This window comes from Arthrobacter sp. efr-133-R2A-63 (assembly GCF_030209795.1).
Lineage (GTDB): Bacteria > Actinomycetota > Actinomycetes > Actinomycetales > Micrococcaceae > Arthrobacter > Arthrobacter bambusae_A.
The window spans coordinates 1-22,110 of the sequence record NZ_JARVRG010000023.1; the positions used below are offsets into that span (position 1 = coordinate 1).

General features: G+C 65.5%; 18 protein-coding genes and 1 pseudogene. 12 read left to right on the plus strand and 7 right to left on the minus strand.

Annotated features, from left to right (window positions below):
* Positions 1-344: 344 nt before the first annotated feature.
* From QRN45_RS12205 to QRN45_RS12220, 4 genes are read left to right on the plus strand one after another with little or no spacing between them, the layout of a single operon-like run.
* On the plus strand, positions 345-1,763 hold the full coding sequence (locus tag QRN45_RS12205) for an ABC transporter substrate-binding protein (RefSeq protein WP_284763532.1): 1,419 nt from the start codon (positions 345-347) through the stop codon (positions 1,761-1,763).
* Positions 1,760-2,728, plus strand: a complete 969-nt coding sequence (locus tag QRN45_RS12210; protein WP_284763533.1) for a carbohydrate ABC transporter permease — start codon at positions 1,760-1,762, stop codon at positions 2,726-2,728. Before QRN45_RS12205 ends, QRN45_RS12210 begins: the two co-directional genes overlap by 4 nt.
* Before the next feature lie 8 nt (positions 2,729-2,736).
* A complete protein-coding gene (locus QRN45_RS12215) occupies positions 2,737-3,624 on the plus strand; it encodes a carbohydrate ABC transporter permease (protein WP_078107826.1) in 888 nt (295 codons plus the stop codon).
* Between the two features lie 24 nt (positions 3,625-3,648).
* Positions 3,649-5,049, plus strand: coding sequence for a glycoside hydrolase family 32 protein (locus QRN45_RS12220; protein ID WP_284763534.1), 1,401 nt, complete (start codon positions 3,649-3,651; stop codon positions 5,047-5,049).
* A 39-nt stretch (positions 5,050-5,088) separates the two neighbouring features.
* Here the strand turns inward: QRN45_RS12220 and QRN45_RS12225 are convergent, their stop codons facing one another.
* A complete protein-coding gene (locus tag QRN45_RS12225; protein ID WP_284763535.1) occupies positions 5,089-6,141 on the minus strand; it encodes a LacI family DNA-binding transcriptional regulator in 1,053 nt (350 codons plus the stop codon).
* 234 nt (positions 6,142-6,375) lie between these two features.
* Here QRN45_RS12225 and QRN45_RS12230 point away from each other — a divergent pair, with 234 nt between their 5' ends.
* The 3 genes and pseudogenes from QRN45_RS12230 (at position 6,376) to menD (ending at position 11,410) form a co-directional block, all read left to right on the plus strand.
* Positions 6,376-7,365 (plus strand): o-succinylbenzoate synthase, encoded by a 990-nt coding sequence (locus QRN45_RS12230; protein ID WP_284763536.1) that lies wholly within the window; start codon positions 6,376-6,378, stop codon positions 7,363-7,365.
* Between the two features lie 109 nt (positions 7,366-7,474).
* A pseudogene (locus QRN45_RS12235) lies at positions 7,475-9,558 on the plus strand (PhoX family protein).
* Between the two features lie 157 nt (positions 9,559-9,715).
* On the plus strand, positions 9,716-11,410 hold the full coding sequence (gene menD / locus QRN45_RS12240; protein ID WP_284763537.1) for a 2-succinyl-5-enolpyruvyl-6-hydroxy-3-cyclohexene-1-carboxylic-acid synthase: 1,695 nt from the start codon (positions 9,716-9,718) through the stop codon (positions 11,408-11,410).
* 87 nt (positions 11,411-11,497) lie between these two features.
* Here the strand turns inward: menD and QRN45_RS12245 are convergent, their stop codons facing one another.
* The 4 genes from QRN45_RS12245 to QRN45_RS12260 all read right to left on the minus strand — a co-directional run bounded on the left by QRN45_RS12245 (position 11,498) and on the right by QRN45_RS12260 (position 15,793).
* The gene (locus QRN45_RS12245) at positions 11,498-12,274 is read right to left on the minus strand and encodes an amino acid ABC transporter ATP-binding protein (RefSeq protein WP_284763538.1); all 777 of its coding nucleotides are present in this window, start codon (positions 12,272-12,274) and stop codon (positions 11,498-11,500) included.
* The gene (locus QRN45_RS12250; protein ID WP_284763539.1) at positions 12,271-13,245 is read right to left on the minus strand and encodes an amino acid ABC transporter permease; all 975 of its coding nucleotides are present in this window, start codon (positions 13,243-13,245) and stop codon (positions 12,271-12,273) included. The genes QRN45_RS12245 and QRN45_RS12250 overlap by 4 nt, the downstream gene beginning before the upstream one ends.
* A 35-nt stretch (positions 13,246-13,280) precedes the next feature.
* A complete protein-coding gene (locus QRN45_RS12255) occupies positions 13,281-14,234 on the minus strand; it encodes an ABC transporter substrate-binding protein (protein ID WP_241707017.1) in 954 nt (317 codons plus the stop codon).
* 200 nt (positions 14,235-14,434) lie between these two features.
* Complete coding sequence (locus QRN45_RS12260) at positions 14,435-15,793, minus strand: isochorismate synthase (protein ID WP_284763540.1); 1,359 nt, start codon at positions 15,791-15,793, stop codon at positions 14,435-14,437.
* A 94-nt stretch (positions 15,794-15,887) separates the two neighbouring features.
* Between QRN45_RS12260 and QRN45_RS12265 the strand changes: the two genes are divergently transcribed.
* From QRN45_RS12265 to QRN45_RS12280, 4 genes are all read left to right on the plus strand, one after another.
* Positions 15,888-16,664 (plus strand): demethylmenaquinone methyltransferase, encoded by a 777-nt coding sequence (locus QRN45_RS12265; RefSeq protein ID WP_078107836.1) that lies wholly within the window; start codon positions 15,888-15,890, stop codon positions 16,662-16,664.
* 23 nt (positions 16,665-16,687) lie between these two features.
* Positions 16,688-18,031, plus strand: a complete 1,344-nt coding sequence (locus QRN45_RS12270; protein ID WP_284763541.1) for a geranylgeranyl reductase family protein — start codon at positions 16,688-16,690, stop codon at positions 18,029-18,031.
* Positions 18,032-18,040: 9 nt separating this feature from the next.
* Positions 18,041-19,144, plus strand: a complete 1,104-nt coding sequence (locus QRN45_RS12275) for a polyprenyl synthetase family protein (protein ID WP_059387239.1) — start codon at positions 18,041-18,043, stop codon at positions 19,142-19,144.
* A 656-nt stretch (positions 19,145-19,800) separates the two neighbouring features.
* Complete coding sequence (locus tag QRN45_RS12280) at positions 19,801-20,067, plus strand: putative endonuclease domain-containing protein (protein WP_264636806.1); 267 nt, start codon at positions 19,801-19,803, stop codon at positions 20,065-20,067.
* A gap of 129 nt (positions 20,068-20,196) precedes the next feature.
* Here QRN45_RS12280 and QRN45_RS12285 read toward each other — a convergent pair whose 3' ends face one another.
* Positions 20,197-20,619, minus strand: coding sequence for a hypothetical protein (locus tag QRN45_RS12285; RefSeq protein WP_241707021.1), 423 nt, complete (start codon positions 20,617-20,619; stop codon positions 20,197-20,199).
* 13 nt (positions 20,620-20,632) lie between these two features.
* Positions 20,633-21,304, minus strand: coding sequence for a trimeric intracellular cation channel family protein (locus tag QRN45_RS12290; protein WP_284763542.1), 672 nt, complete (start codon positions 21,302-21,304; stop codon positions 20,633-20,635).
* 63 nt (positions 21,305-21,367) lie between these two features.
* Between QRN45_RS12290 and QRN45_RS12295 the strand changes: the two genes are divergently transcribed.
* The gene (locus QRN45_RS12295; protein ID WP_284763544.1) at positions 21,368-22,081 is read left to right on the plus strand and encodes a sirohydrochlorin chelatase; all 714 of its coding nucleotides are present in this window, start codon (positions 21,368-21,370) and stop codon (positions 22,079-22,081) included.
* Positions 22,082-22,110 lie beyond the last annotated feature (29 nt).

Consider the following 22,110-nt stretch of genomic DNA (forward strand, 5'->3'; position numbering starts at 1 on the left):
TGGCGGGTTGTGGGTGGACGCTCGCTCACGTATGGCGGGTTGTGGGTGGACGCTCCCTCACGTATGGCGGGTTGTGCGCGGACGCTCGCTCGGGTCTGGGGGTCCGCCTGGGGTTGGGCCGCAAGACCTGAGCGAGGGTTTGGGGATTGGGGCGGATATGTGAGCGGGGGTTTGCCGGTTTGGCTCCATATCCGAGCGGGGGTTTGGGGATTGGGGCGGATATGTGAGCGGGCGTCGTGAAGGGGGTCGTGGAGGGGGTGAGGGGGCGTAACACGAATGTGACGCTTGACACGTGTTAGGTGATGGATTTACGCTACCTAACACGTGTTAGGAAGGAATTGGACATGGCAGGAAGCAATGGGAAGCTGCGTGAGATCTCACGGAGGACAGCCCTTGGTGCCTTGGGTGCGGGAATTGTCGGAGCAACGGTGGCGTCGTGGCCGCGGTTGACCGGCATGGACATCCCGGGCCGCGGGGACAACAGCCTTAGCATCGCCATCTTGGGAACCGCGGCGGACGCAGCCGCCCGCCAGCGGGTCATCGATGCGTTCGCGAAAGTGCACCCGGAAATCAAGGTGAAGGTCCAGGCCATCCAGGCCGCGGACTGGAAGGACTTCTTCACCAAGATCCTCACGATGGTGGCAGCAGGAACGCCGCCGGATGTGGTCTACGTGGCCACCGAAGGTGCACAGCTCTTCGCCGAGAAGCTGGCGCACCCCTTGGACGAGTACCTTCGCCGCGATGCCGCGGACATGAAGGAGTACTTCGCGGACGTCCACCCGAGCCTCGTGGAGGCGTTCATGTACAAGGGCAGCCTGTTCCAGCTTCCCATCGACTGGAACGCCGCCAACATGTACTACAACACCTCGGCCCTGCAGCAAGCCGGCCTCGAACGTCCCGCGGACAACTGGACCCAGGGCGATTTCCGCAACAGCCTCGCGGCCATGCGCAAAGCGAGGCCCCAGGACTTCACCCCGTACTACTGGACCAACAGGCTCTTCGGCGGTGTGGTGCCCTGGCTCTATGCCAACGACACCAGCTTCCTCAAGGAATCCAAGTCCACCGGCGGCGAATGGCTCTGGGACAGCTTCTACGCCCAGGATCCGTCCCGCGGACTGCGCTCCGGCGGCTACCAGTGGCTTGAACCCAATGCCGATGACCCGCGGGTGTACGAATCGTTCGACTACCTCCGCGGCCTCGTCAAGGATGGCCTCGGTGTCCGACCGGAAGAAGGCGGCGGAAATTCACTCGTCGGACTGTTCGCCTCCAACAGGATCGGCATGACCCCGGCCGGCGGCTACTGGGTGGAAGGCCTCCACGAAGCCGGAATGAAGGAAGACGACTTCGACGTCCAGTTCTTCCCGCGCTGGCGCACCCAACGGCACCAATTCGGCACCGCCGGCTACGCCATCATGAAGACCGCCAAGGACAAGGACGCGGCTTGGGAATGGCTCAAGTTCGCCTCCAGCCTGGAAGCCATGCGATTGGTCTTCCCGACGCCGAACACCACCCCGGCGCGCCGCTCCATGGTCAACGAACAGCTGTACGCAGGCCGCGGACCCAAGCACTGGAAAGTCTTCTACGACACGCTCGACAAATTCCCCACCACAGGTCCCATCCCGGCACCGCCCCAGCAGGCCGCCGTCGAGACCGCCCTGATGAAAAACGTATCCCTGGCCGTCAGCGGTGATGAGAACCAGCTCAAGCAGGCCCTCGCCTCCATGCAACGCGACCTTGAGATCGCCTTGAGGAGGCAGGCATGAGCACGGCAACAACGGGCATGTCCACCAAGCGCCGCAACGGCGCGGGTTCCAAACGCCGGAACGGCGCCGCACCGGGGAGCGAAACAACCGGAAGGCAGCGTCAGCGCTGGCTGCCCTGGGCGTTCCTGGCTCCCACCATCCTGGGCATGGGGCTGTTCACGCTCGTGCCGATCGTCGCTTCCGTGGTCCTCGCCTTCTTCCGCTGGGACATCATTTCCGCGCCAAGCTTCGTCGGGTTCGACAACTTCGCCGAAGTGGTCCAGGACCCCACGGTGCGTGTCTCGTTCCTGAACACCATCATGTTCGTGGTGGTCGCCGTCGCGCTTCAGCTCGGCCTCGCACTAGCACTGGCGATCATGGTGCAGGAGAAGCTCCCGGCCTGGCTCCGCGTCTTCTTCCGCAGCGCCTTCTTCTTCCCGCTGATCCTGTCCGCGGCGTCGGTCTCCATCTTCATGCGCTACCTGTTCAATGAACAATTCGGCGTAGTCAACTGGCTCTTGTCCTTCGTCGGCATCCCCGCCGTCCCGTGGCTGACGACGCCGGCCGGTTCTTCCGCCGTCGTGATCCTCGTGTACGTGTGGCAGAACTTCGGGTTCTCGTTCCTGCTGTTCATCGGCGGCCTCGCGTCGATCCCGACCGAAACGTATGAGGCCGCGTCGATCGACGGCGCCACCGGCTGGCGCAAGCACCTCCATGTGACGCTGCCCCTCCTGAGCCCCACCACGCTAGTGGCATCCGTCATGGCGATCATCAACGCCCTGCAAGTGTTCGACCAGCCCTACGTCCTGACCCGCGGCGGCCCCGGCGACTCCACGCGCACTGCCGTGATGGTGATCTTCGAGTCCGCGTTCCAGCGCCTCGAATTCGGCCAGGCCTCGGCGATCGGCGTCATCCTCACGCTGATCATCATGGCCATCACCGCCGCCCAGTTCCGGCTCAGCAAACGATTCGTCTTCTACCAGTAAGGCCCGCCATGACTACAACCTCAACCCAGCGCGCCGCCGTCGAACGCTTGGCTCCCCAGCGGCCCGCGCCCCGCAAGAAGCGGAACTGGAGCATGGCGGGACGAATCGTTCTGCTCCTGATCGCGTCCGTCTTCATCCTCGGTCCGGTGCTGTGGACCCTGTCCACCTCGCTACGGCCACCGGCGGAATCGTTCCAGCTGCCGCCGTCGTTCCTTCCGCTCAACCCCGATTTCTCGTCCTATGACCAGGTCTTCAAACAGCTCAACATCATGCTTCTGGTCCTCAACAGCGCCCTCGTGACGGGACTGATCGCCGTCGGGCAAATGTTCACGGCGGCGCTGGCAGGCTACGCGTTCGCGAACCTCAAGTTCCGCGGCCGCGGGGCACTGTTCTCGATTGTGCTGGCCACCATGATGGTGCCGGCGCAGGTGACGATCGTTCCGGTCTTCATGCTGATCCGCGGCATCGGTCTGTCCGACACGCTCCTCGCGCTGATCCTTCCGGCGATCCCGACGGCGTTCGGCACTTTCCTGATGCGGCAATACTTCCTGGGGCTGCCAAGTGATTTGGGCGAGGCCGCGGCGATCGACGGCGCCTCGCCCTGGCGCACGTTCCGCTCCGTCTATGCGCCGCTCGCGATGCCGGGCATGGCGATCGTGGGCATCCTGGCCTTCAATTACCACTGGAACGAGTTCTTCCGCCCGCTCATCCTGACCATCTCCGAGCAGAACTTCACGCTCCCGCTGGGCTTGGTCTCGCTGCAGGGCAACCTCGGCACGGGCAGCATCTCCGTGGTGCTCGCAGGAGTGATCCTCTCCATGATTCCCGCCCTGGTGGTGTTCATGTTCGGCCAGCGCGCCTTGCGTGACGGACTCACCGCCGGCACCGGCAAATAGCCCTACTTCCCTGAAAGGACTTCGATGACGGACGTCATATCTTCCGCCCCTGCTCTAGCCGCGGCGGCCACCCACCCGGACCCCGCTTTCCCGCGCTTCCACCCCCGGCCGGCGCAAGGCTGGATCAACGACCCCAACGGCATCAGCTACATCAACGGCCGCTACCACGTGTTCTTCCAGTTCAACCCGGAATCGGCCCGGCACCACCGGATCCAGTGGGGCCACGTCAGCTCCCCGGACCTGGTTCATTGGGATGAGCACCCTGTCGCGCTGCGCCCGCAGGACGGCGGCCCGGATGAGTTCGGCTGCTGGACCGGTGTGGTGACAGACGACGGCGGTGTCCCCACCGCCGCGTACTCGGGCGTGCGGGGCGACGGCGGACACTCGCAAGTGGTGATTTCCCGAGGCTCCGCGGACTTGGTGACGTGGGAACAGGATGGTCACATCGCCGCTTCCATGCCGGACGACGGCCTGGTCACGGCCGTGCGCGACCCCTTCATCTTCCACGTCAACGGCAAGCGCTACGCCATGCAGGGCGCGGGGCTCGCCAATGGACATGCTGCTCTGCTGCTGTACACGGTGGAGGGCATGTCCAACTGGAAGTACCAGGGCATTTGGCTGACCACCGAGAACCCCGTGGCGGCTGCGCACACTCCGGCGGAGATCTGGGAGTGCCCGCAACTTGTCCAGGTGCCCTCGTCTTCCGGCGAGGCCGACACCTGGGTCATGATGTTCTCCCTCTGGCTCTCCGGGGACGACCACGAGCATGCCAACGGGGTGGGCCACCTGATCGGCTCCTTGGCTGAGGACCCGTCGACGGGACTGCCCGTGTTCGTCCCGCGTTCCGGCGGCAGGTCCGACCTTGGCCGGGACTTCTATGCTCCCCAGATTGTTCAGCTGGATTCTGCGTCAGGGTCCGGGGCGGCGCCGCGTGCCTTGCTGTGGGGATGGGCCAACGAAGGCCCCGGCCGTGGTGGCCGGCGTGGCCGTTCGCAAGCGGAGATCGACGCCGCGGGCTGGGCGGGCGTCTTAACCCACCCGCGCTTCCTCTCGGTTGAGGGCGGTGCGCTGGTGGTTGCTCCTGCGCCGGAGGTCGAGGCGTATCGGGGCACCCTGACTGCCGGCGGGGCGTCCGGGGTGGTTGACGTGCCGCCGTTTGCCGAGGCTGTTGTGACTGGCGGCCCCGGCGGCGGCGAGGTCCGGCTGGTCCTGGCCTCCGGCACGGAACGGCAGGTCGTGTTTGCGGGGTCTTTGTCCGAGGGCGAAGTACTGCGGATCTTCATAGATGCGTCCTTGGTGGAGGTGTATCGGACCGGTTCCGTGGCCACGACACTCCGCGCCTACCCAGCGACCGGGGAAACGTGGCGCCTTGAGCTTCCCGAAGGTGCGGTGGCGGACGTCTGGGAACTGAAGCTGCCGGCATAGGCGGCAGGCCGCCGTCGGGCACTCGACTTTTTGTCGGATCTAGAGGACCGGTACAGGCCCGGTCGACTCGCGAACCACCAAACGGCACGGAACCATGGTTTCCAGATGGCCGCTGCCGTCCGACGTCGACCGCTTGGCCGGATCCTCGATCTGCTCGAGCAACATGCTCATCGCGGCCGCACCCATTTCGCGCAGGGGGAGCGCCATGGTGGTGAGCGCCGGGACCATGGTGGCTGCGATGCGGAATTCGTCGTCATAACCAATGATCGAGAGGTCCCGCGGTACGTCGAGGCCCAGCCGCGCCGCGGCCAGGGCGACGCCGACGGCGAGCCGGTCGTTGGCGCACACGATCGCCGTCGGGCGCTGGGTGGCGGAGAGCAGTCCCATGGCGCCCTGGAAACCGTCGTTGATATCCCAACCGGCCATGAACACACGGTCTTCGCGGACGGGGATGCCGGCCCTGGCCATGGCTTCCCGATGCCCCACGATGCGCAACGGCACAGCCGGGGAGGTGGCGGCCCCGGCGAGGAAAGCGATATCGCGATGGCCCAGCTGCAGCAAGTGCTCGGTGGCTTCCCGACCGCCGGAAACCTCGTCCGGGATCACGTGGTGCAGCTGCGGGGCGGGGCTGCTGTCATAGCAATTGGCGAGCACGGAGGGGACGCGCAGCATGCCGTGGGGCACGTCGAGCGGCTTCAAACCGACCGTGACGTACATCAGCCCGTCCACTTGCCGGTCCAACAGGGTCTCGACGGCGCTCTCGTCACGGGAGGCGTCGCGCTCGGTGTCCATGACCACGGTGACAAAGCCGTGGGCGCGGGCAACGTCGTCGGCGCCACCGATGATGTTGCCGTCGAACGGGCTCACCACCACCTCGTCCGAAACGATCCCGATCACGCGGGTTCGTTGGTTCCGCAGGCTCAGGGCAATGGGGTTGGGGGAGTAGTTGAGGTCTGCGGCCGCCTGCCGGATCCGGTCCTGGCTTTCCTTGGCCACGTTGCCGTCCCCACGGCCGTTGAGCACCAGCGACACCGCACTCCGCGAGACACCCGCGCGTTTTGCGACGTCGAGTGCTGTGGCTTTGCGCTGCATGCGGGCTCCTCCGGCTGTGGTTCCGTTTCTTGCTGCATTCTACCTAACGCGTGTGAGGACATACCGCCCGTTTCCCAGCGCGGGAACGCTCGCTCACCTATATGGCCGTCCAGCCGATCGCTCGCTCACCCAGTGAGCGAGCGTCCGCCGAAAACGCCCCAAAAGTGAGCGAGCGTCTGAGGGTGCGGCCCACCCCGGGAACCGGCCCAGCCCGCCCCACGCTACAGTGAAACCATGCCTCCACTCCCCGCCCTCGACGAGCTCCTTGCCACCGCGAAGGTGGTCAGCCTGCCGATGCGGGTCAAGTTCCGGGGAATCACCGAGCGCGAGACCCTCGTGTTCCTCGGACCGGCCGGATGGGGCGAGTTTTGTCCGTTCCCGGAGTACGGCGACGCCGAGGCTTCCCGCTGGCTCGCCGCCGCCGTCGAAGCCGCATGGCAAGGTTTTCCGCCGCAGCTAAGGGACATCATTCCCGTCAACGCCACCGTCCCCGCCGTACCTGCCGCCCGGGTGCCCGAGGTCCTGGAACGCTTCGGCCGCGTGGACGCCGTCAAGGTCAAGGTCGCCGAGCGCGGGCAGGAACTGGCCGACGACGTCGCGCGCGTCACCGCGGTCCGGGAGGCCCTGCCGGACGCCGCGATCCGTGTGGACGCGAACGCAGGCTGGGACGTGCCGCAGGCGGTTGAGGCACTCGGGCGACTCTCCGCCGTCGGGCTCGAATACGCCGAACAGCCCGTGCCCCACATCGAGGGCCTCGCCGAAGTCCGTCGACGGCTAGCGCAGCAGGGAACGCCGGTGCTCATCGCCGCCGACGAATCCGTGCGGAAGGAAGACGATCCCCTCAAGGTTGCCCGCGCGGGCGCGGCCGACCTGATCGTGGTCAAGGTGGCGCCGCTTGGGGGAGTGCGGCGCGCGCTGGACATCGTGGCGCAAGCCGGGCTTCCCGCCGTCGTCAGCTCGGCGCTGGACACCTCGGTGGGGATCCGGGCGGGGCTCGCGCTCGCCGCCGCGCTGCCGGAGCTGCCGTTCGCGTGCGGGCTGGGGACCGTGCGGCTCTTCGCCTCGGACATTACCCAGGACCCCTTGGTGCCCGACGACGGCGCCATCCGCGTCCGCGAAGCCGTCCCCGACGAGGGGCTGCTGGAGCGGTACGCGGCTCCTGCTGAACGTCGCGACTGGTGGTTGGACCGGCTCCGTCGCGTGCACGCACTCCTTCGGGCATAGATTGCTGGGAAAAGTCTGGGAATTCACCGGAATTTTACCGGGGCGTCCTCTCGGATTCCGCTAGCGCTGTAAGGGTGGGGAAATCACTCAATCCCCGGAGGTATTTCCCATGTCTGAATCAACCAAGCGCAAGTTCGACTTGCTCCCGATGCTCGGCCATACGAAGGGCAAGCGCAGCCCGTGACGTGCGCCCTGAAGTGCGACAACGCTTGCTCGGGCGAGGTGTGCAACACGAGCTCCAACGCCTACTTCCGCGACATCGCTTCCGCAGCTGTGTCCCGCCGCGCCGCCCTGGGCTTCGGCGCCGTGGGCGCGCTCGCCGTCGTGCTGGGCGGCAACCTGCCTGGCAACGTTCCCGAAGGTACTGGCCTGTCCGCGGCGGCAAAGACGGGCTTCGACAAGGCCAAGCTCAAGTTCGCGCCGATCAAGCCTGTCGACTACACGGTTGACGCGTTCACCGTGCCGGATGGCTTCGCGTGGCAGCCGATCATCCGTTGGGGCGATCCGCTCTTTGCCGACTCGCCGGCCTTCGAGCTGAACGGCCAGACCGCGGCAGCGCAGGCCCGCCAGTTCGGCTACAACAACGACTACACGGACATCCTGCCCATCCCGGATTCCAAGGACCGCCGTGCCGTGCTCTTCACGAACCACGAGTACACCAACGAGAACATCATGTTCCCGGCCACTTTGGCGGCTGCGGAGGCGCGCGCGATCGGACGTGCCGCACACGGGCTCACGGTTGTTGAACTCGAGCGCAAGAACAAGAACAAGCCGTGGAGCTACGTCAAGGGCGCGCCGCTCAACCGCCGCTTCCTGACCGACACGACATATGAGCTCACCGGTCCCGCCGCGGGCACGGACCTCGTCAAGACCATCGACGATCCGTCCGGCCGGAAGATCAAGGGCACCCTGGGCAACTGCTCCGGCGGGACGACTCCCTGGGGCACCATCCTCTCCGGGGAGGAAAACTTCAACGGCTATTTCGTAGCTCCCGGTACCTCGGCGGCCGACAAGCGCTACGGCCTTAGTTCCAAGGCCACCGCCCGCAAGTGGGAACTGGATGAGCCGCGTTTCAACACCAACAACGCCGGTTACGCCAACGAGACCAACCGCTTTGGCTGGATCGTGGAAGTCGACCCGTTCGACCCCTCCTCCACACCGAAAAAGCACTCCGCGATGGGCCGCTTCAAGCACGAAGGCGCCAACGTGATCGTTGCCGCCTCCGGCCGTGTGGTGGCTTACATGGGCGACGACGAGCGCTTCGACTACCTCTACAAGTTCGTCTCCAAAGGCAAGTACATGGCCGGCGGCTCGGCCGCGGCCCGCCGGAACAACATGAACCTTCTCTCCGAAGGGGACCTCTACGTCGCCAAGTTCACGGGTGACTCTCCCGCAGCTGAGATCGACGGCACCGGAAAGCTGCCGTCCGACGGCGCGTTCGACGGTTCCGGCGAGTGGCTTCCCTTGGTGGTCGACGGCGCTTCCGCTGTTCCGGGCATGTCCGTCCCCGAGGTCCTGGTCTACACCCGCCTCGCCGCGGACAAGGTCGGCCCCACGAAGATGGACCGTTGCGAAGACGTCGAGCCGAACCTGGCCACCGGCAAGGTCTACGTGGTCTGCACGAACAACTCGGACCGCGGCAAGCCCGGCAAGGAAGGCGCCACCGAGGTCAACCCGCGCACCCTCAACCGGGACGGCCACATCGTGGAAATCACGGAAACCGGGGACCAGGCGTCCACGCGTTTCAACTGGACCCTGCTGATGGTTTGCGGAGATCCGGCCAAGAACTCCTCCACGTATTTCTCCGGTTTCCCAGCCGACAAGGTCTCGCCCATTTCCTGCCCGGACAACGTCGCTTTCGACTCGGCAGGCTACATGTGGATCGCCACTGACGGCGCGCCGTCGTCCATCGGGTATGCGGACGGGCTGTTCAAAGTCACCCTGGATGGCAGCGATCGCGGCAAGGTTGAGCAGTTCCTCGCCGTACCGCGCGACGCCGAGACCTGTGGGCCGATCGTGCACGACGACGAGCGGACTGTCTTCGTCGCCGTGCAGCACCCGGGCGAGGAAGGGACGTTCGAGGCCCCGCACTCCTTCTTCCCGGATTACGTGGGCGCCGGAGCCGCGCCGGCCGCCGGCCAGGTCCGCGCCCCGCGTCCGGCGATTGTGCAGGTGTTCCGCAAGGACGGCTAAGGGCTTCCCGTTCCCCCTTTTCCCAACGCCCGCTCACCTACGTGGGTCTTTCGCCTGACGCTCGCTCACTCTCTTCATGGGAGTGAGCGGGCGTTTCGGTTTGGGGCCCGATACGTGAGCGAGCGTTGGAGGGAGGCGCCGCTAATAGACTGGTGCGGTGACTTCGCAAGGCTCCCTGAGCTCCCTCGCCGCTGCCCGGATCGCCGTCAAGGCCCTGCTCGACGGCGGTGTGCGGCACGTGGTGGTCTCTCCCGGTTCGCGCTCGGCACCCATGGCGTACGCGCTGGCCGAGGCTGAAGCAGCCGGGAACGTCAGGCTCCTGGTGAGGATCGACGAACGCTCGGCCGGTTTCACGGCCCTCGGTTTGGCTCTGTCGACGGGAGCCCCGGCGGCCGTCCTGACCACCTCGGGCACCGCCGTCGGGAATCTGTTGCCCGCGGTCATGGAGGCCAACCACGCCGCCGTGCCGCTCGTGGTCCTTTCGGCCGATCGCCCCGCCGAGCTCCACGGAACCGGCGCCAACCAGACCACCATCCAACTGGACCTTTTCGGCGAACACGTTCGCTTCGCCGTCGACATCGCTGCGGGCAGCAACCCGCAGAGGGCCGTCGAGACTGCCATTTACGCGGCAACCGGCGCGCTTGAGGACACCCCTCCCGGGCCGGTGCAGCTCAACCTGGCGTTCCGCGAGCCGCTGGTTCCGGAACCGGGCGAGGCGCTTCCCCCCACCAAGGGCCACGGAGTCTTCCACTACGATTCCGGTCCCCAACCATTGAGCATGCCCCCCGCTCCCGCCGAGCTGGCCGAGCGGCGGACGGTGGTTTTGGCAGGGCACGACGCCGGACCGGTCGCCGAGGCGTTCGCCCGCGCCCACGGCCTTCCCCTGCTCGCCGAGCCCTCATCCAATGCGCGCTTCGGTCCCAACGCCGTCGGGCCGTACCGCCTCATGCTGGACAACTTCGGGCCCGGGTCGGCGATGCCGATCGAGCGGGTGGTGGTTTTCGGTCGGCCTACGCTGTCCAGGCCTGTCGCCGCCCTCCTGGCCCGGAACGACCTCCCCGCAGCCATGTACGAGCCCGTCCCGGTGGCCTGGTACGAGCACGGCCGGCGCAGCGAGGAACGCTTCGAGTCTTTGACTGAACTGGCAGGGTTCGCTGGCAGGGGCTCGGATGAGTGGCTCGACGCCTGGCTCCTGGCCGGTGCCGCGGCCCAACACGCGCTCGACGGCGTCCTCGAGGCCGAGCAGGCAGCCAACGGACCCGCCGTGGGAGCCACCGTCTGGAAACACGCCCGAGGGCAGTTGGTCCTGGGCTCCTCCAACGGTATCCGCGACGTCGACCTCGCCGGGCAGCCAAGCCCCGAACCGTTGGCCACAGTTTTTGCGAACCGCGGCCTGGCCGGCATCGACGGCACGATTTCAACGGCTACGGGAATCGCCCTCGGCGCGGGCCGCGAAACCACCCTCCTCCTGGGCGACATCACCTTCCTGCACGACGCCGGCGGCCTCCTCCTCGGAGCCGGAGAGCCAGCACCGGACCTGCGCATCGTGGTCCTCAACGACGCCGGCGGGGGCATCTTCGGCCTTCTTGAGCACGGCAAGGTGGAGGACGACGCCGGCTACGGCACCGCCGTCGAGCGCCTCTTCGGCACCCCGCACAGCGTGGACATGTCCGCGCTGGCCGCGGCATACGGCGTCGGGCACACTTCGGTGCGCACGACGGCGGAGCTCGCCGCCGTGCTTGCCTCGCCTTTGAAAGGGCGCAGCATCGTGGAAGTACGCACGGACCGTTCGGACCTGCGTCCGTTGCACGCGCGCATCAAGGTTGCGGTGGCTTCGGCTGTGTCCCAGTAGTTCCAATTCCTTGCGCTGCGCAAAATGCCCTGCGCAGCTGGAATTCCAGCCGCGCAGGGCATTTTGCGTATCGGGCGTCGCCAGAACCTACAGCACGCGGCTGAGGAACTCCTTGGTGCGGGCATGCTGGGGGTTGGCGATGATCTCGCGCGGGTCACCGGATTCCACCACCACACCTCCGTCCATGAAGGTCAGGCGGTCGCCGACCTCGCGGGCAAAGCCGATCTCGTGGGTCACCACGATCATGGTCATGCCGGACTTGGCCAGGTCCTTCATCACGTTAAGCACATCGCCCACGAGTTCGGGGTCAAGGGCGGAGGTGGGCTCGTCGAAGAGCATCAGCTCCGGTTCCATGGCCAGGGCCCGGGCAATCGCGACGCGTTGCTGCTGGCCGCCGGAGAGCTGTGCCGGGTAGTGGTTGGCCCGGTCGGCCAGGCCCACCCGATCCAACAATTCGAGGGCGGCCTTCTTGGCATCGCCCTTGTTCTTCCCCTTGACCTGCACGGGAGCTTCCATGACGTTGTACAACGCGGTCTTGTGCGGGAACAGGTTGAAGCGTTGGAAGACCATGCCGATTTCGCGGCGCTGCGCGGCGATTTCTTTGACCTTCAGGTCGTGGAGGCGGCCGTTGACTTCACGGTAGCCGATCAGCTGGTCGCCGACGGAGATGCGGCCGGCGCTGATGGTTTCCAACAGGTTCACGCAGCGGAGCATCGTGGACTTGCCGGAACCGGACGGGCCGATGACAACGGACACTTCGCCCTGGTTAACTGTCAGGTCGATGCCGCGAAGGACGTGGTGGGGACCGAAGTACTTGTGGAGGCCTTCGATCCGCACCAGCGGTTTCTGGGTGGTGATCGTCATTTTGCCTCCTCCTCGGGAAATTCCATCTTCAGGGACGGCTCTGCTTCGGCGCTCGGTGCCACTGCTGCGGCAGCCTTGGCAGCTGCGGGGTTGATGACGGCCGGGGCCAGGTTGGTGTCAACGCCCTTGCCGTAGTAGGCCTCGATGTAGTGCTGGCCGACCATGAGCACGCTGGTGACCAAGAGGTACCAGGCGGCGGCGATGATCAGCAGCGGGATGGGAAGGTAGATCCGGTTGGCCAGGGCGTTGGTCGCGAAGGTCAGGTCCAAGGTGAACGGGACGGCCAGGACCAAGGAAGTGGTCTTGAGCATGCCGATGGTTTCGTTGCCCGTCGGCGGGACGATGATGCGCATGGCCTGGGGCAGGATGATCCGCCACATGATCTTCCCCTTGCCCATTCCCAGGGCCTCGGCGGCTTCGGTCTGTCCCTTGTCCACGGACTTCAGGCCGGCCCGGAAGATCTCGGCCAGGTAGGCCGATTCATTAAGGCCAAGCCCTAGGATGGCCGGGATAAGGCCGTGGGTGGGGTCCGAAAGCACGTAGGTGACGAGTTGGGGGCCGAAGGGGATGCCGAGGGAGAGTGTGGGGTAGAGGACGGTGACGAGTCCCCAGAAGACAAGCTGGGTGTAGACAGGGGTGCCGCGGAAGAACCAGACCCATACCCAGGAGGTGTAGCGCAGGACGGGGTTGTCGGACTGGCGCATCACGGCCAGCAGGATGGCCAGGACAATCGCCAGAACCATTGCAGCGACGGTCAGAAGCAGGGTCCAGCCCACGCCCTGGACGACCTTGACGTCCAGGATGTAGGTCCCGACCACGTCCCAGCGGAAATTGGGGTTCGTGATCGCGCTCTGAATCATAAGGATCACGGCGCCAACTATGATGATCGCGCTGATCCAACGGCCAGGATGCCGGACCGGCACCGCATCGTTCAGCACGGGCGCGGCGTGGCCTGCTTGATGATGATCCATCTGTGCACCTGATTTGTTATCGGTGGCGGGAATACTCAAGACTTGACCGCCGGGTTGACCTCGGACTTGGTGATGGCGCCTTCGGCGTTGCCCCAGCCAGTGAGGATCTTGTTGTATGAACCGTCAGACATGAGCTTGGTCAGTGTCTTCTGGATGACATCGGCGAGGGCGGTGTCCGACTTGGCAACAGCGATGCCCTGGGGAGCGGCGTCGTACACGTCGCCGAGCTTCTCAAGCTGGCCGTTGGTCTGGGTCAGGGCGTAACCGATGATGGGGGAGTCGGCTGCCATGGCGTCGATGCTGCCGTTGACGAGCCTGGTGGTGACGTCGGTCTGGTTCTTGAGCGTGACGATGTTGATCGGCTGCTTGCCGTCAGCTGCGCACTTCTTGTTGCGGCCCGAGAGGTCCGGGTCTTCCTGGACGGTACCGGTCTGCACGCCAATGGACTTGCCGCAGATGTCATCCAGGGAGAACTTCTTCGGGTTGCCCTTCTGCACGGCCCATGCGGTTCCGGCGTTGAAGTAGCTGACCATGTTGACGGCGCCGAGACGCTCGGGGTTGATGGTGAAGGACGAGATACCCAGATCGTACTTGGGGCCGAGGGCAGGAAGGATGCCCGTGAATTCGGCGGTCTGCACCTGGACCTTCAGGCCAAGTGTGGCGCCGATCGCCTTGGCGATGTCGACGTCGTAACCGACAGGAGTCTGGCCGTCGGGTCCGAGGAACTCAGCGGGAGCGTAGGTCGTGTCCGAGCCAACGGTCAGCGTGCCCTTGGACTTGATCGCCGCGGGGACCATTGCGGCCAGAGTGTCGTCCTTGGCGATGGTGCTGGGGTCAAAGCTTGCATTGGCACTGCCGGAAGGCGAAGCGGCACTCGACGGGCCAGCCTCGGAGGCATTGGTGCAGGCAGTCAGTGCCAAGGCGCCGATTGCGATGATGGTTGCAGCCTTGAGCGTCGAACTGACCGGAAGCGAACGGAATTTCTGCATTTTCTTACCTTTTTTTGCAGTGGATGCGAAACTAATCGGTTCATAGTGTAGCGCCGAACATGAGATGTGCGTCACAGAAAACTAAGTTTTACTATTGGATAACCTACCAAGTAAAAAATCAAGACCCCCAACGTGGCTATTGTCTCGCACCCCAGACATCCACGGAGGCCGGCTGTGAACCGAATCCTGGAGTAGGAGGCTTAGCTGCTGATGCCCAGCGACTCGAGCATGGGCCGGAATTTGGCCCACGTCTCGGCCAGCTCGGCGTCGGGAACGGAGCCTTCGACAATCCCGCAGCCCGCATAGAGGCGCACGGTTGTAGGACTTTCGATGATCGCGCCACGCAGTGCGATGCCCCACTCGCCGTTGCCCGCGGCGTCGAGCCACCCGACCGGGCCGGCGTACGGTCCGCGATCCATGTGCTCAAGCTGCCGGATCAACTCCCCGGCAACCAAAGTGGGCGTTCCGCACACGGCGGCCGTGGGGTGGAGTGCGTTGATCAAGGCCAGGCACGTAGGGACATGTCCCTCAACATCGGCGAGCTCGGCCTTCACGTCCGACGCCAGATGCCACACATTGGGCAGTTCCAGGATGAACGGTTCGCTGTGGGCGTTCATTGCCTCGGAGAAGGGCGCGAGCTGGGTGGTCAGCGATTGGATGGCGATCTCGTGCTCGTGCCGTTGTTTTTCGGAGCCGGCCAGCACGCGTTCGGCGTATTCCATGGGGGAACCGTCCATGCCCTCGGCGTCGCGCCGGTCGAGCGTTCCGGCCAGGACACGCGCCTGTGCCGTGCGGCCCTCCACTTGGATGAGCATTTCCGGCGTCGCGCCGACCAAGCCGTCGACGCCGTACGTCCAGCATTCGCGGTAACGGCCAGCCAACTGCCGCAGCACGTTCGCGGCGTTGACGCCGTCGGGCAGTGTCGCCACGACGTCGCGCGCGAGGACCAGCTTCTCGAGCTTCCCGGTCCGGATTTCCTCAACGCCGTCGGCCACGGCCTGCTTCCAGGCAGTTTCGCTCAGCGAACCGCTCTCGAGCGTCACTTTCCCATCACCCAACTGGCTCGCACTTGTTGTCGTTTTGGGCGCTCTAAACGACAACAACTGCGAGTTAGTTGGGTGCCCGACGGCGGGGCTGAGCCAGGCGGCCAGGGCGGCTAGGGCACCCGCTCCGGTGAGTTCGACGTCGTCGAGCGTCAACTGGGTGAGCCAGGACCGCCCGTCCCGGATCCCGACGACAATTTCCGGAAGGATCAAGCGGGATTCAAAGGCGGACGTCTTGGAGAAGGCAAAGGACCCAAAGGCGACAGGACCGGTACCGGGGAGCTCAAGGGGATCTGTGACGTCGGCCTCGATGACGAGATGGCGCCACCAGATGTCGGCCTCGAGAAAGCGATCGGGCCCGGAAGCGGTGAATCGCGCGAGTTCGCCAAAGCCCACCAGTCCGTTCTCGCGGCGGGACCAGCACAGGACGTCGTCCCGGACCAGAAATGACGGCAGTCCCCCGGAGGATGAATCAACATCGAGGGGGACTGTCAAGGTGCGGAGCGTACTCGTCATGATGGAACAACATTACTCCCGCGCGCAACGCGAACCCTGCCCGGACCGGAGTGCCCCGAAAGTTCTTCCTATATTTGTCTGAGACAATTGCAGGGTGAACCGAGCATCCTTGGAAAAGCGTCCGGACGAAGTTGCGACGATGTTTGACGATGTCGCCCCCAAATACGACGTCGTCAACGATGTCCTGTCCATGGGGCAGACCCGGCGTTGGCGCCGCGTCGTCGTCGATGCGATGGACGTTCGCGTAGGCCAGCGGGTCCTGGACCTTGCGGCCGGTACCGGCACGTCCAGCGAACCGTACGCCGACGCCGGAGTGGACGTCGTGGCGTGCGACTTCTCGTTGGGAATGCTGAAGGTCGGCAAGCGCCGTCGCCCGGACATCAACTTCGTTGCCGGGGACGCCACCAAGCTGCCCTTCGCGGACGCTTCCTTCGATGCCTGCACCATTTCCTTCGGCCTGCGCAATGTCAACGAACCGCACAAGGCCCTCGCGGAGATGTTCCGCGTCACCAAGCCGGGCGGACGCCTGGTTATCGCCGAATTCTCGGCCCCTGTGGTGCCCCTTTGGCGGACCATGTACACCGAATACCTCATGCGCGCGCTGCCCGCCATCGCCACGAAGGTCTCCTCCAACCCGGACGCCTATGTGTACCTTGCCGAGTCCATCCGCGCGTGGCCGGACCAGGATCACCTGGCCGCCTGGCTGCAGGAAGCCGGCTGGACCGACGTCACCTACCGCAACCTGAGCGGCGGCATCGTGGCAGTGCACCGCGCCCAGAAGCCCGGTGCCGAACACCGTGAAAGCGTTCCCGTGGCCAAGCTGCGCCGCCAGATCAAGCCGCGCCGCCAAGCCGGCGATCAGTCCCGCTAACCGGCCCTATTAACAAGGACGCTGTGAACGTACTGATAGTCGGCGCAGGGCCAGCCGGGTCCACCGCTGCGTACTACCTTGCCCAGGCGGGCATTTCCGTGACGGTGCTGGAAAAGACCAGCTTCCCGCGCGAGAAGGTTTGCGGCGACGGCCTGACTCCCCGCGCCGTCCGCGAGATCCAGAAGCTCGGCCTCCCGCACGCCGAGGACGCCGGGTGGCGCCGCAACAAGGGGCTCAGGCTCATTGCGGGCGGCCGGACGATTGAATTGCCGTGGCCCGAGGTCGCCGACTTTCCCACGTACGGGCTCATCCGCACGCGCCTCGGATTCGACGAGGAGCTGGCCCGGCACGCCCAGTCGGCGGGCGCCGTCGTGCTTGAACGGCACAGCGTCACCGAAGCCCTGCGCGACGACGCCGGACGAGTGATCGGCGCACGCGCCGCGCTGCTCGACGAGTCCGGACGCAAGACGGGCGAGACGCGCGATTTTCATGCCGACGTCGTGCTCGCCGCGGACGGCAACTCGACGCGGACCGCCGTGTCGCTCGGCATGCACAAACGCGACGACCGCCCTCTCGGCGTCGCCGTCCGCACCTACTTCACCTCGCCCCGCCACGAGGACGACTGGATGGAAGGCTGGCTGGAGCTCCCGGGCAAGTCCGGCAAACCGCTGCCCGGTTACGGCTGGGTGTTCGGCGTCGGCGACGGCACGTCCAACGTCGGCCTCGGGATCCTGAACTCCTCCAAGGAATTCGGCAAGCTCGACTACAAGCAGGTCTTGCGCGAATGGACCGCCGGCATGCCGTCCGAGTGGGGATTCACGCCCGAAAACCAGGTGGGGGAGATCCGCGGCGCGGCCCTGCCCATGGGCTTCAACCGTACCCCGCACTACTCTCCGGGGCTCATGCTCCTGGGCGACGCCGGCGGCATGGTTTCACCGTTCAACGGCGAGGGTATTTCCTATGCCATGGAGTCCGCCCGCTTTGCGGCCGAGTTCATCATTGACGCGTCATCGCGTTCACGTTCGGCCGGGTGGACAGCCGACGACGCCGACGCGCACCTTTCGCGGTACGCGGACTATGTGCGGGACCAGTGGGGTTCACACTTCACCCTGGGCCGCGTCTTTGCCGCCCTCATCGGCAAGCCCGCCGTCATGAAACTCGCGCTGCGGACCGGCATGCCCATCCCGGTGCTCATGCGCTTTGTGGTCCGGATGCTCGCGAACCTCACGGATACGTCGGCCAAGGGTTTCGAGGACCGCGCGATCCGCGTCCTCGAGATGCTGGTCCCGGCCACGTCCAACACCACGTCCACCGCCGCTTCCACCCGCGCCGGCACCGAATCAACGCTTTCCTCCGTGAAAAGTTAGGGTTAACCCGTGACTCACTCTGCCGAACACAGCTGGACGCACGCCGGGCACGGCTTGCCGGACGCTGTCGAACCCGCTCCCACCACCACCGCGATCGCCACTGGCCTGCAGCTTCCTGCCGGTTTTGCCGCCATCGCCAAGGACGTGGAGCTGGGTCCTGCCATCACCACGAACCTTGCGCGCGTGGAAAAGAAGCTCCGCGAAGCAATCGCCAACTCGGACCCCCTGGCTGACGCAACGTCGCGTCACTTGGTGGAAGCCGGCGGCAAGCGCATCCGCCCGCTCTTGACTCTGCTGTGTGCCCACCTCGGGGACGCGTCCCGGCCGGAAGTGGTCCAGGCCGCCGTCGTGGTTGAACTGACCCACCTCGCAACCCTCTATCACGACGACGTGATGGACTCCGCGCCCTACCGCCGTGGCGCCCCCACGGCGCACGAAGTCTGGGGCAACTCGGTGGCCATCCTCACGGGCGACCTGATCTTCGCCCGCGCGTCGATCCTGGTCTCCGAACTCGGGTCGCGTGCCCTGGGAATCCAGGCCCGCACGTTCGAACGCCTGTGCCTCGGCCAGCTGCATGAGACCGTCGGTCCGCGTGAAGGCGAGGATGCCGTGGAGCACTACCTGTCCGTCATCGCCGACAAGACCGGTTCCCTCGTTGCGGCCTCGGGCCAGCTCGGTGCCATCTTCGCCGGCGCCGACGAAGCCTTCGAGGACGTGCTGGTGGAATACGGCGAAAAGGTCGGCGTGGCCTTCCAGCTGGCTGACGACGTCATCGACGTAACTGGCGTCAAGGTCAAGTCCGGCAAGTCCCCGGGGACCGACCTCCGTGAAGGCGTTCCCACGCTTCCCGTCCTTCTGCTCCGCAAGGCCGCCGACAACGGTGACCACTCCGCCGTCGAACTTTTGAAGCTGGTTGACGGCGACCTGTCCTCGGATGAGGCGCTGGCCCTGGCCGTTGCCGGACTGCGCGAGCATCCTGTCACCGCCGAATCCTGGGTGATTGCGCGCCAGTGGTCCGCCGAGGCCATCGAGGCTTTGAAGCCGTTGCCCGAAGGCGTGGTCAAGGAGTCGCTCACGAACTTCGCCCACGCCGTGGTGGAGCGCGCCAGCTAGTTTCTTCGCCCGGACCCAACTGACTCGCAGTTGTTGTCGTTTTGACGCTTCATAACGACAACAACTGCGAGTCAGTTGGGCGGGCCGGGCGGGCCGGACGGGGCGGACGGGGCGGACGGGTTGGGTTGGGATCCGGGTTGGGCAGGGACGGGCTTAAATGCAATGGCCCCGGTTCCTTGCAACGCTACGAGTCACGCGCTGCAACGAACCGGGACCATAATCTCCGTTCGCATCAGACTCACCGGAGGCATTTAGTGAATCCGGTTACAGCTTATGACAACTTTGTCACGGATGCAACTTTCCCCGTCAAAGGGTTTTCTTGAGTTTTTCAGGAATTGACTTTCCTTCCTGACCTTCTTCGAATTCAGAATGGCCCCTACACGCCTGCAAAGGGGTGTGTCTTGCAGTCCGTTGGCCGAAAGAAAGTCAGGAAGGGCCAGCAAAACTTGTCCACACAGGGGAGCCGGCAGCTGCTGTCGCCCGAGCGATACTGCTGGACTGGCCACATGGATGTGGTGCAATTCCTCAGAAACCGGGGTGGCGCGGCAAGGACTGCGCAACTGCAAGGACCAGGGGGCGTCCAAGGGCGGGGGAGTTCCCGGGAGCCCGAGGCCATCCACCTCAGCTGCGGTAGCTGCCAAGTCCGGGATGGTGTGGTGGACCACGCCCGATGTGCCCACCCTGGGTATCCGTACCTTCCTCTGGCCGGCCTGGCTGATCTTGAGGCGCGCCAGGTCAAGAAGGACAGACACCGCGACAACGCCAGCGTGAGGGGTGGCCTTTTGGTGTTGCGTTACTACTACGAGGACGTGGTCTTCCGTCCTGAGGAAGTGGTCAACGAGATCCTGACCGTGCTGCGACACCGGGAAGTGGGCCACTTCGCCCCCGCAAGATACGCGCCCGGGTGGGTCCCGCCGTCGTAATCCAGCAAACAGCGCGCCGTCCTGACCCTCCTTGCCACGAAAAAAGCCGCGACACACCGAGTTAAAGGCGTGTCGCGGCCGTTCAAAATTCAAACAGGGTCAGGAAGGCGCGGCCTCCCCAGCAAACCCCTAGTCTTCGTCGCTGAAAGCCCAGTCGAACATGTCGAACACGAATTCGGAGAACGTGCCTTCCTCGGATTTCCACTGGCCGCGGGCGTTGTTGCGGCGCCACACGATGGGATCGGGGACGCCGAGGTCGCCTACGCGGAAGCCCCAGGTGAATTGCTCCTCTTCGTCCTCCAGGAACATAAGGAAGCCTTCGTCGTCCACTTCGAGCTCTTCGGGGTCCCAGAAGTAGTGGTAGGCCTCCATGAGGTCCTCGCAACCACCCAGGGCGAGGTAGAACTCGCGCAGCACCATGGGAATGGTGAACGAGTGGGCGGAGAGGGCCTCGTCCAGCTCGGAGGTGGACAGCCCGTCTTCTTCCTGCCATTCGTCCTCGAGATACTTCGGTACAAGCGCGCGGAATTTCTCGAGGAACATGTCAGTCATGCTCCCATCCTAGCTAATCCCGGCCTCGTGAATCGGCGCCCGGGGAGACCCCGGCGCGGTGCCATCCCCGGACCGCCAAGGGCACCCGCCAACCCCAACGCCAAGCCACCACCCGGAAGACGAAAACCCAGGCGGCAATGACCCCGGCTGTTACGCCGTTGAAAGCTCCGATGTTCCAGAGCAGGGCGGTCAAGGCGGCTCCCGTGAAGGCCGGCAGGGCGTAGAGATCCCGCGCATTGAAAAGGGTGGGAATTTCGTTGGCCGTGATGTCGCGGAGCAAGCCGCCGCCCACCGCCGTCGTGACTCCCAACAGGATCGCAGCCACCGGATTCATCCCGGCAGCCAGTGCCTTGAGCGTCCCCGTGATGCAGAACAACGCCAGCCCGCCGGCGTCGAAAAGGGTCAAAAGGGACGTGAAGCGCTGGATGCTCGAAAACAGGAAGTACACCAGAACCGCGGCCAACAAGGGTGGCAGCAGATAGACCGGGTTGGTGAACGCCGCGGGTGGGCCGGCGTTGATGACGATGTCGCGGATGACACCGCCGCCCAGGCCGACGAGCGAAGCCAAGAGCAGTGAGCCGATGATGTCGAACTGCTTCTTGGCGGCGAGCAAGGATCCGGACACGGCAAAGAAGAAGACGCCGGCCAGATCCAGCCATACCAGCGCAAGGTCAAAAGTGAACAAATGCAGCTCCATTCTTCGTTCACAGACGGGCGATCGTGCTCGCCCAACGTTACGCTTGCACGCATGAACAGCCCCGTCTTGATCGCGTGCGCCCACGGAACCCGGAACGTCGAAGGGCAAGCCGCTATCCGCCAGGTCATGGCCGAGATCGAGGCGCTCCGGCCCGGCCTGACCGTCGTTGAGGCCTACGTGGACGTCCAGGAACCCGAGTTGGGCGGTGTGGTGGCCAGCCTCCCGGAGGGCACGCCCGCCGTCGTCGTTCCCTTGTTGCTCAGCACCGGCTACCACGTCAAGGTGGACATCCCGAAGGCGATCACGTCCCGCCCCGAGGTGTCCGCGGCGCCGCCGCTGGGGCCGGATCCGCGGCTCGCCGAGCTGCTCGCCGCCCGGTTGCGCGACGCCGGCCTGGGCGACGACGACGGCGTCCTGCTCGCCGCCGCGGGCTCATCGCTGCCGGACGGTTCCGTCGATTCGGAGGAGCAGGCGCGCCAGCTCGCCGAGCTGCTGCCCAACAAGGTGCGCGTCGCCTACGGTGCCAGCGCCGAGCCGAACGTGCCCGACGGCGTCGCGGCCCTTCGCGCGGAACTCACCGGCGCGGAGGTCACCGAAGGCGGCGGCCGGGTGGTGGTCTCCTCGTATCTGCTGGCCACGGGCTACTTCCACGACCAGCTGTCCAAGGCCGGGGCCGACGTCGTGACGGCGCCGTTGCTTCCCTCTCCCGTGCTCGCGGAGATCGCCCTGGAACGCTACGACGCGGTGGTTGCCGCTCGCTCCTGAGCGGGCATGGCGAATGCACAGCGCGGCCG

Bases quoted from the DNA above. Each gene is read 5' to 3' on its own strand.
- QRN45_RS12205 (WP_284763532.1), top strand. From the start codon at position 345: ATGGCAGGAAGCAATGGGAAGCTGCGTGAGATCTCACGGAGGACAGCC.
- QRN45_RS12210 (WP_284763533.1), top strand. From the start codon at position 1,760: ATGAGCACGGCAACAACGGGCATGTCCACCAAGCGCCGCAACGGCGCG.
- QRN45_RS12215 (WP_078107826.1), top strand. From the start codon at position 2,737: ATGACTACAACCTCAACCCAGCGCGCCGCCGTCGAACGCTTGGCTCCC.
- QRN45_RS12220 (WP_284763534.1), top strand. From the start codon at position 3,649: ATGACGGACGTCATATCTTCCGCCCCTGCTCTAGCCGCGGCGGCCACC.
- QRN45_RS12225 (WP_284763535.1), bottom strand. From the start codon at position 6,141: ATGCAGCGCAAAGCCACAGCACTCGACGTCGCAAAACGCGCGGGTGTC.
- QRN45_RS12230 (WP_284763536.1), top strand. From the start codon at position 6,376: ATGCCTCCACTCCCCGCCCTCGACGAGCTCCTTGCCACCGCGAAGGTG.
- QRN45_RS12245 (WP_284763538.1), bottom strand. From the start codon at position 12,274: ATGACGATCACCACCCAGAAACCGCTGGTGCGGATCGAAGGCCTCCAC.
- QRN45_RS12250 (WP_284763539.1), bottom strand. From the start codon at position 13,245: ATGGATCATCATCAAGCAGGCCACGCCGCGCCCGTGCTGAACGATGCG.
- QRN45_RS12255 (WP_241707017.1), bottom strand. From the start codon at position 14,234: ATGCAGAAATTCCGTTCGCTTCCGGTCAGTTCGACGCTCAAGGCTGCA.
- QRN45_RS12260 (WP_284763540.1), bottom strand. From the start codon at position 15,793: ATGACGAGTACGCTCCGCACCTTGACAGTCCCCCTCGATGTTGATTCA.
- QRN45_RS12285 (WP_241707021.1), bottom strand. From the start codon at position 20,619: ATGACTGACATGTTCCTCGAGAAATTCCGCGCGCTTGTACCGAAGTAT.
- QRN45_RS12295 (WP_284763544.1), top strand. From the start codon at position 21,368: ATGAACAGCCCCGTCTTGATCGCGTGCGCCCACGGAACCCGGAACGTC.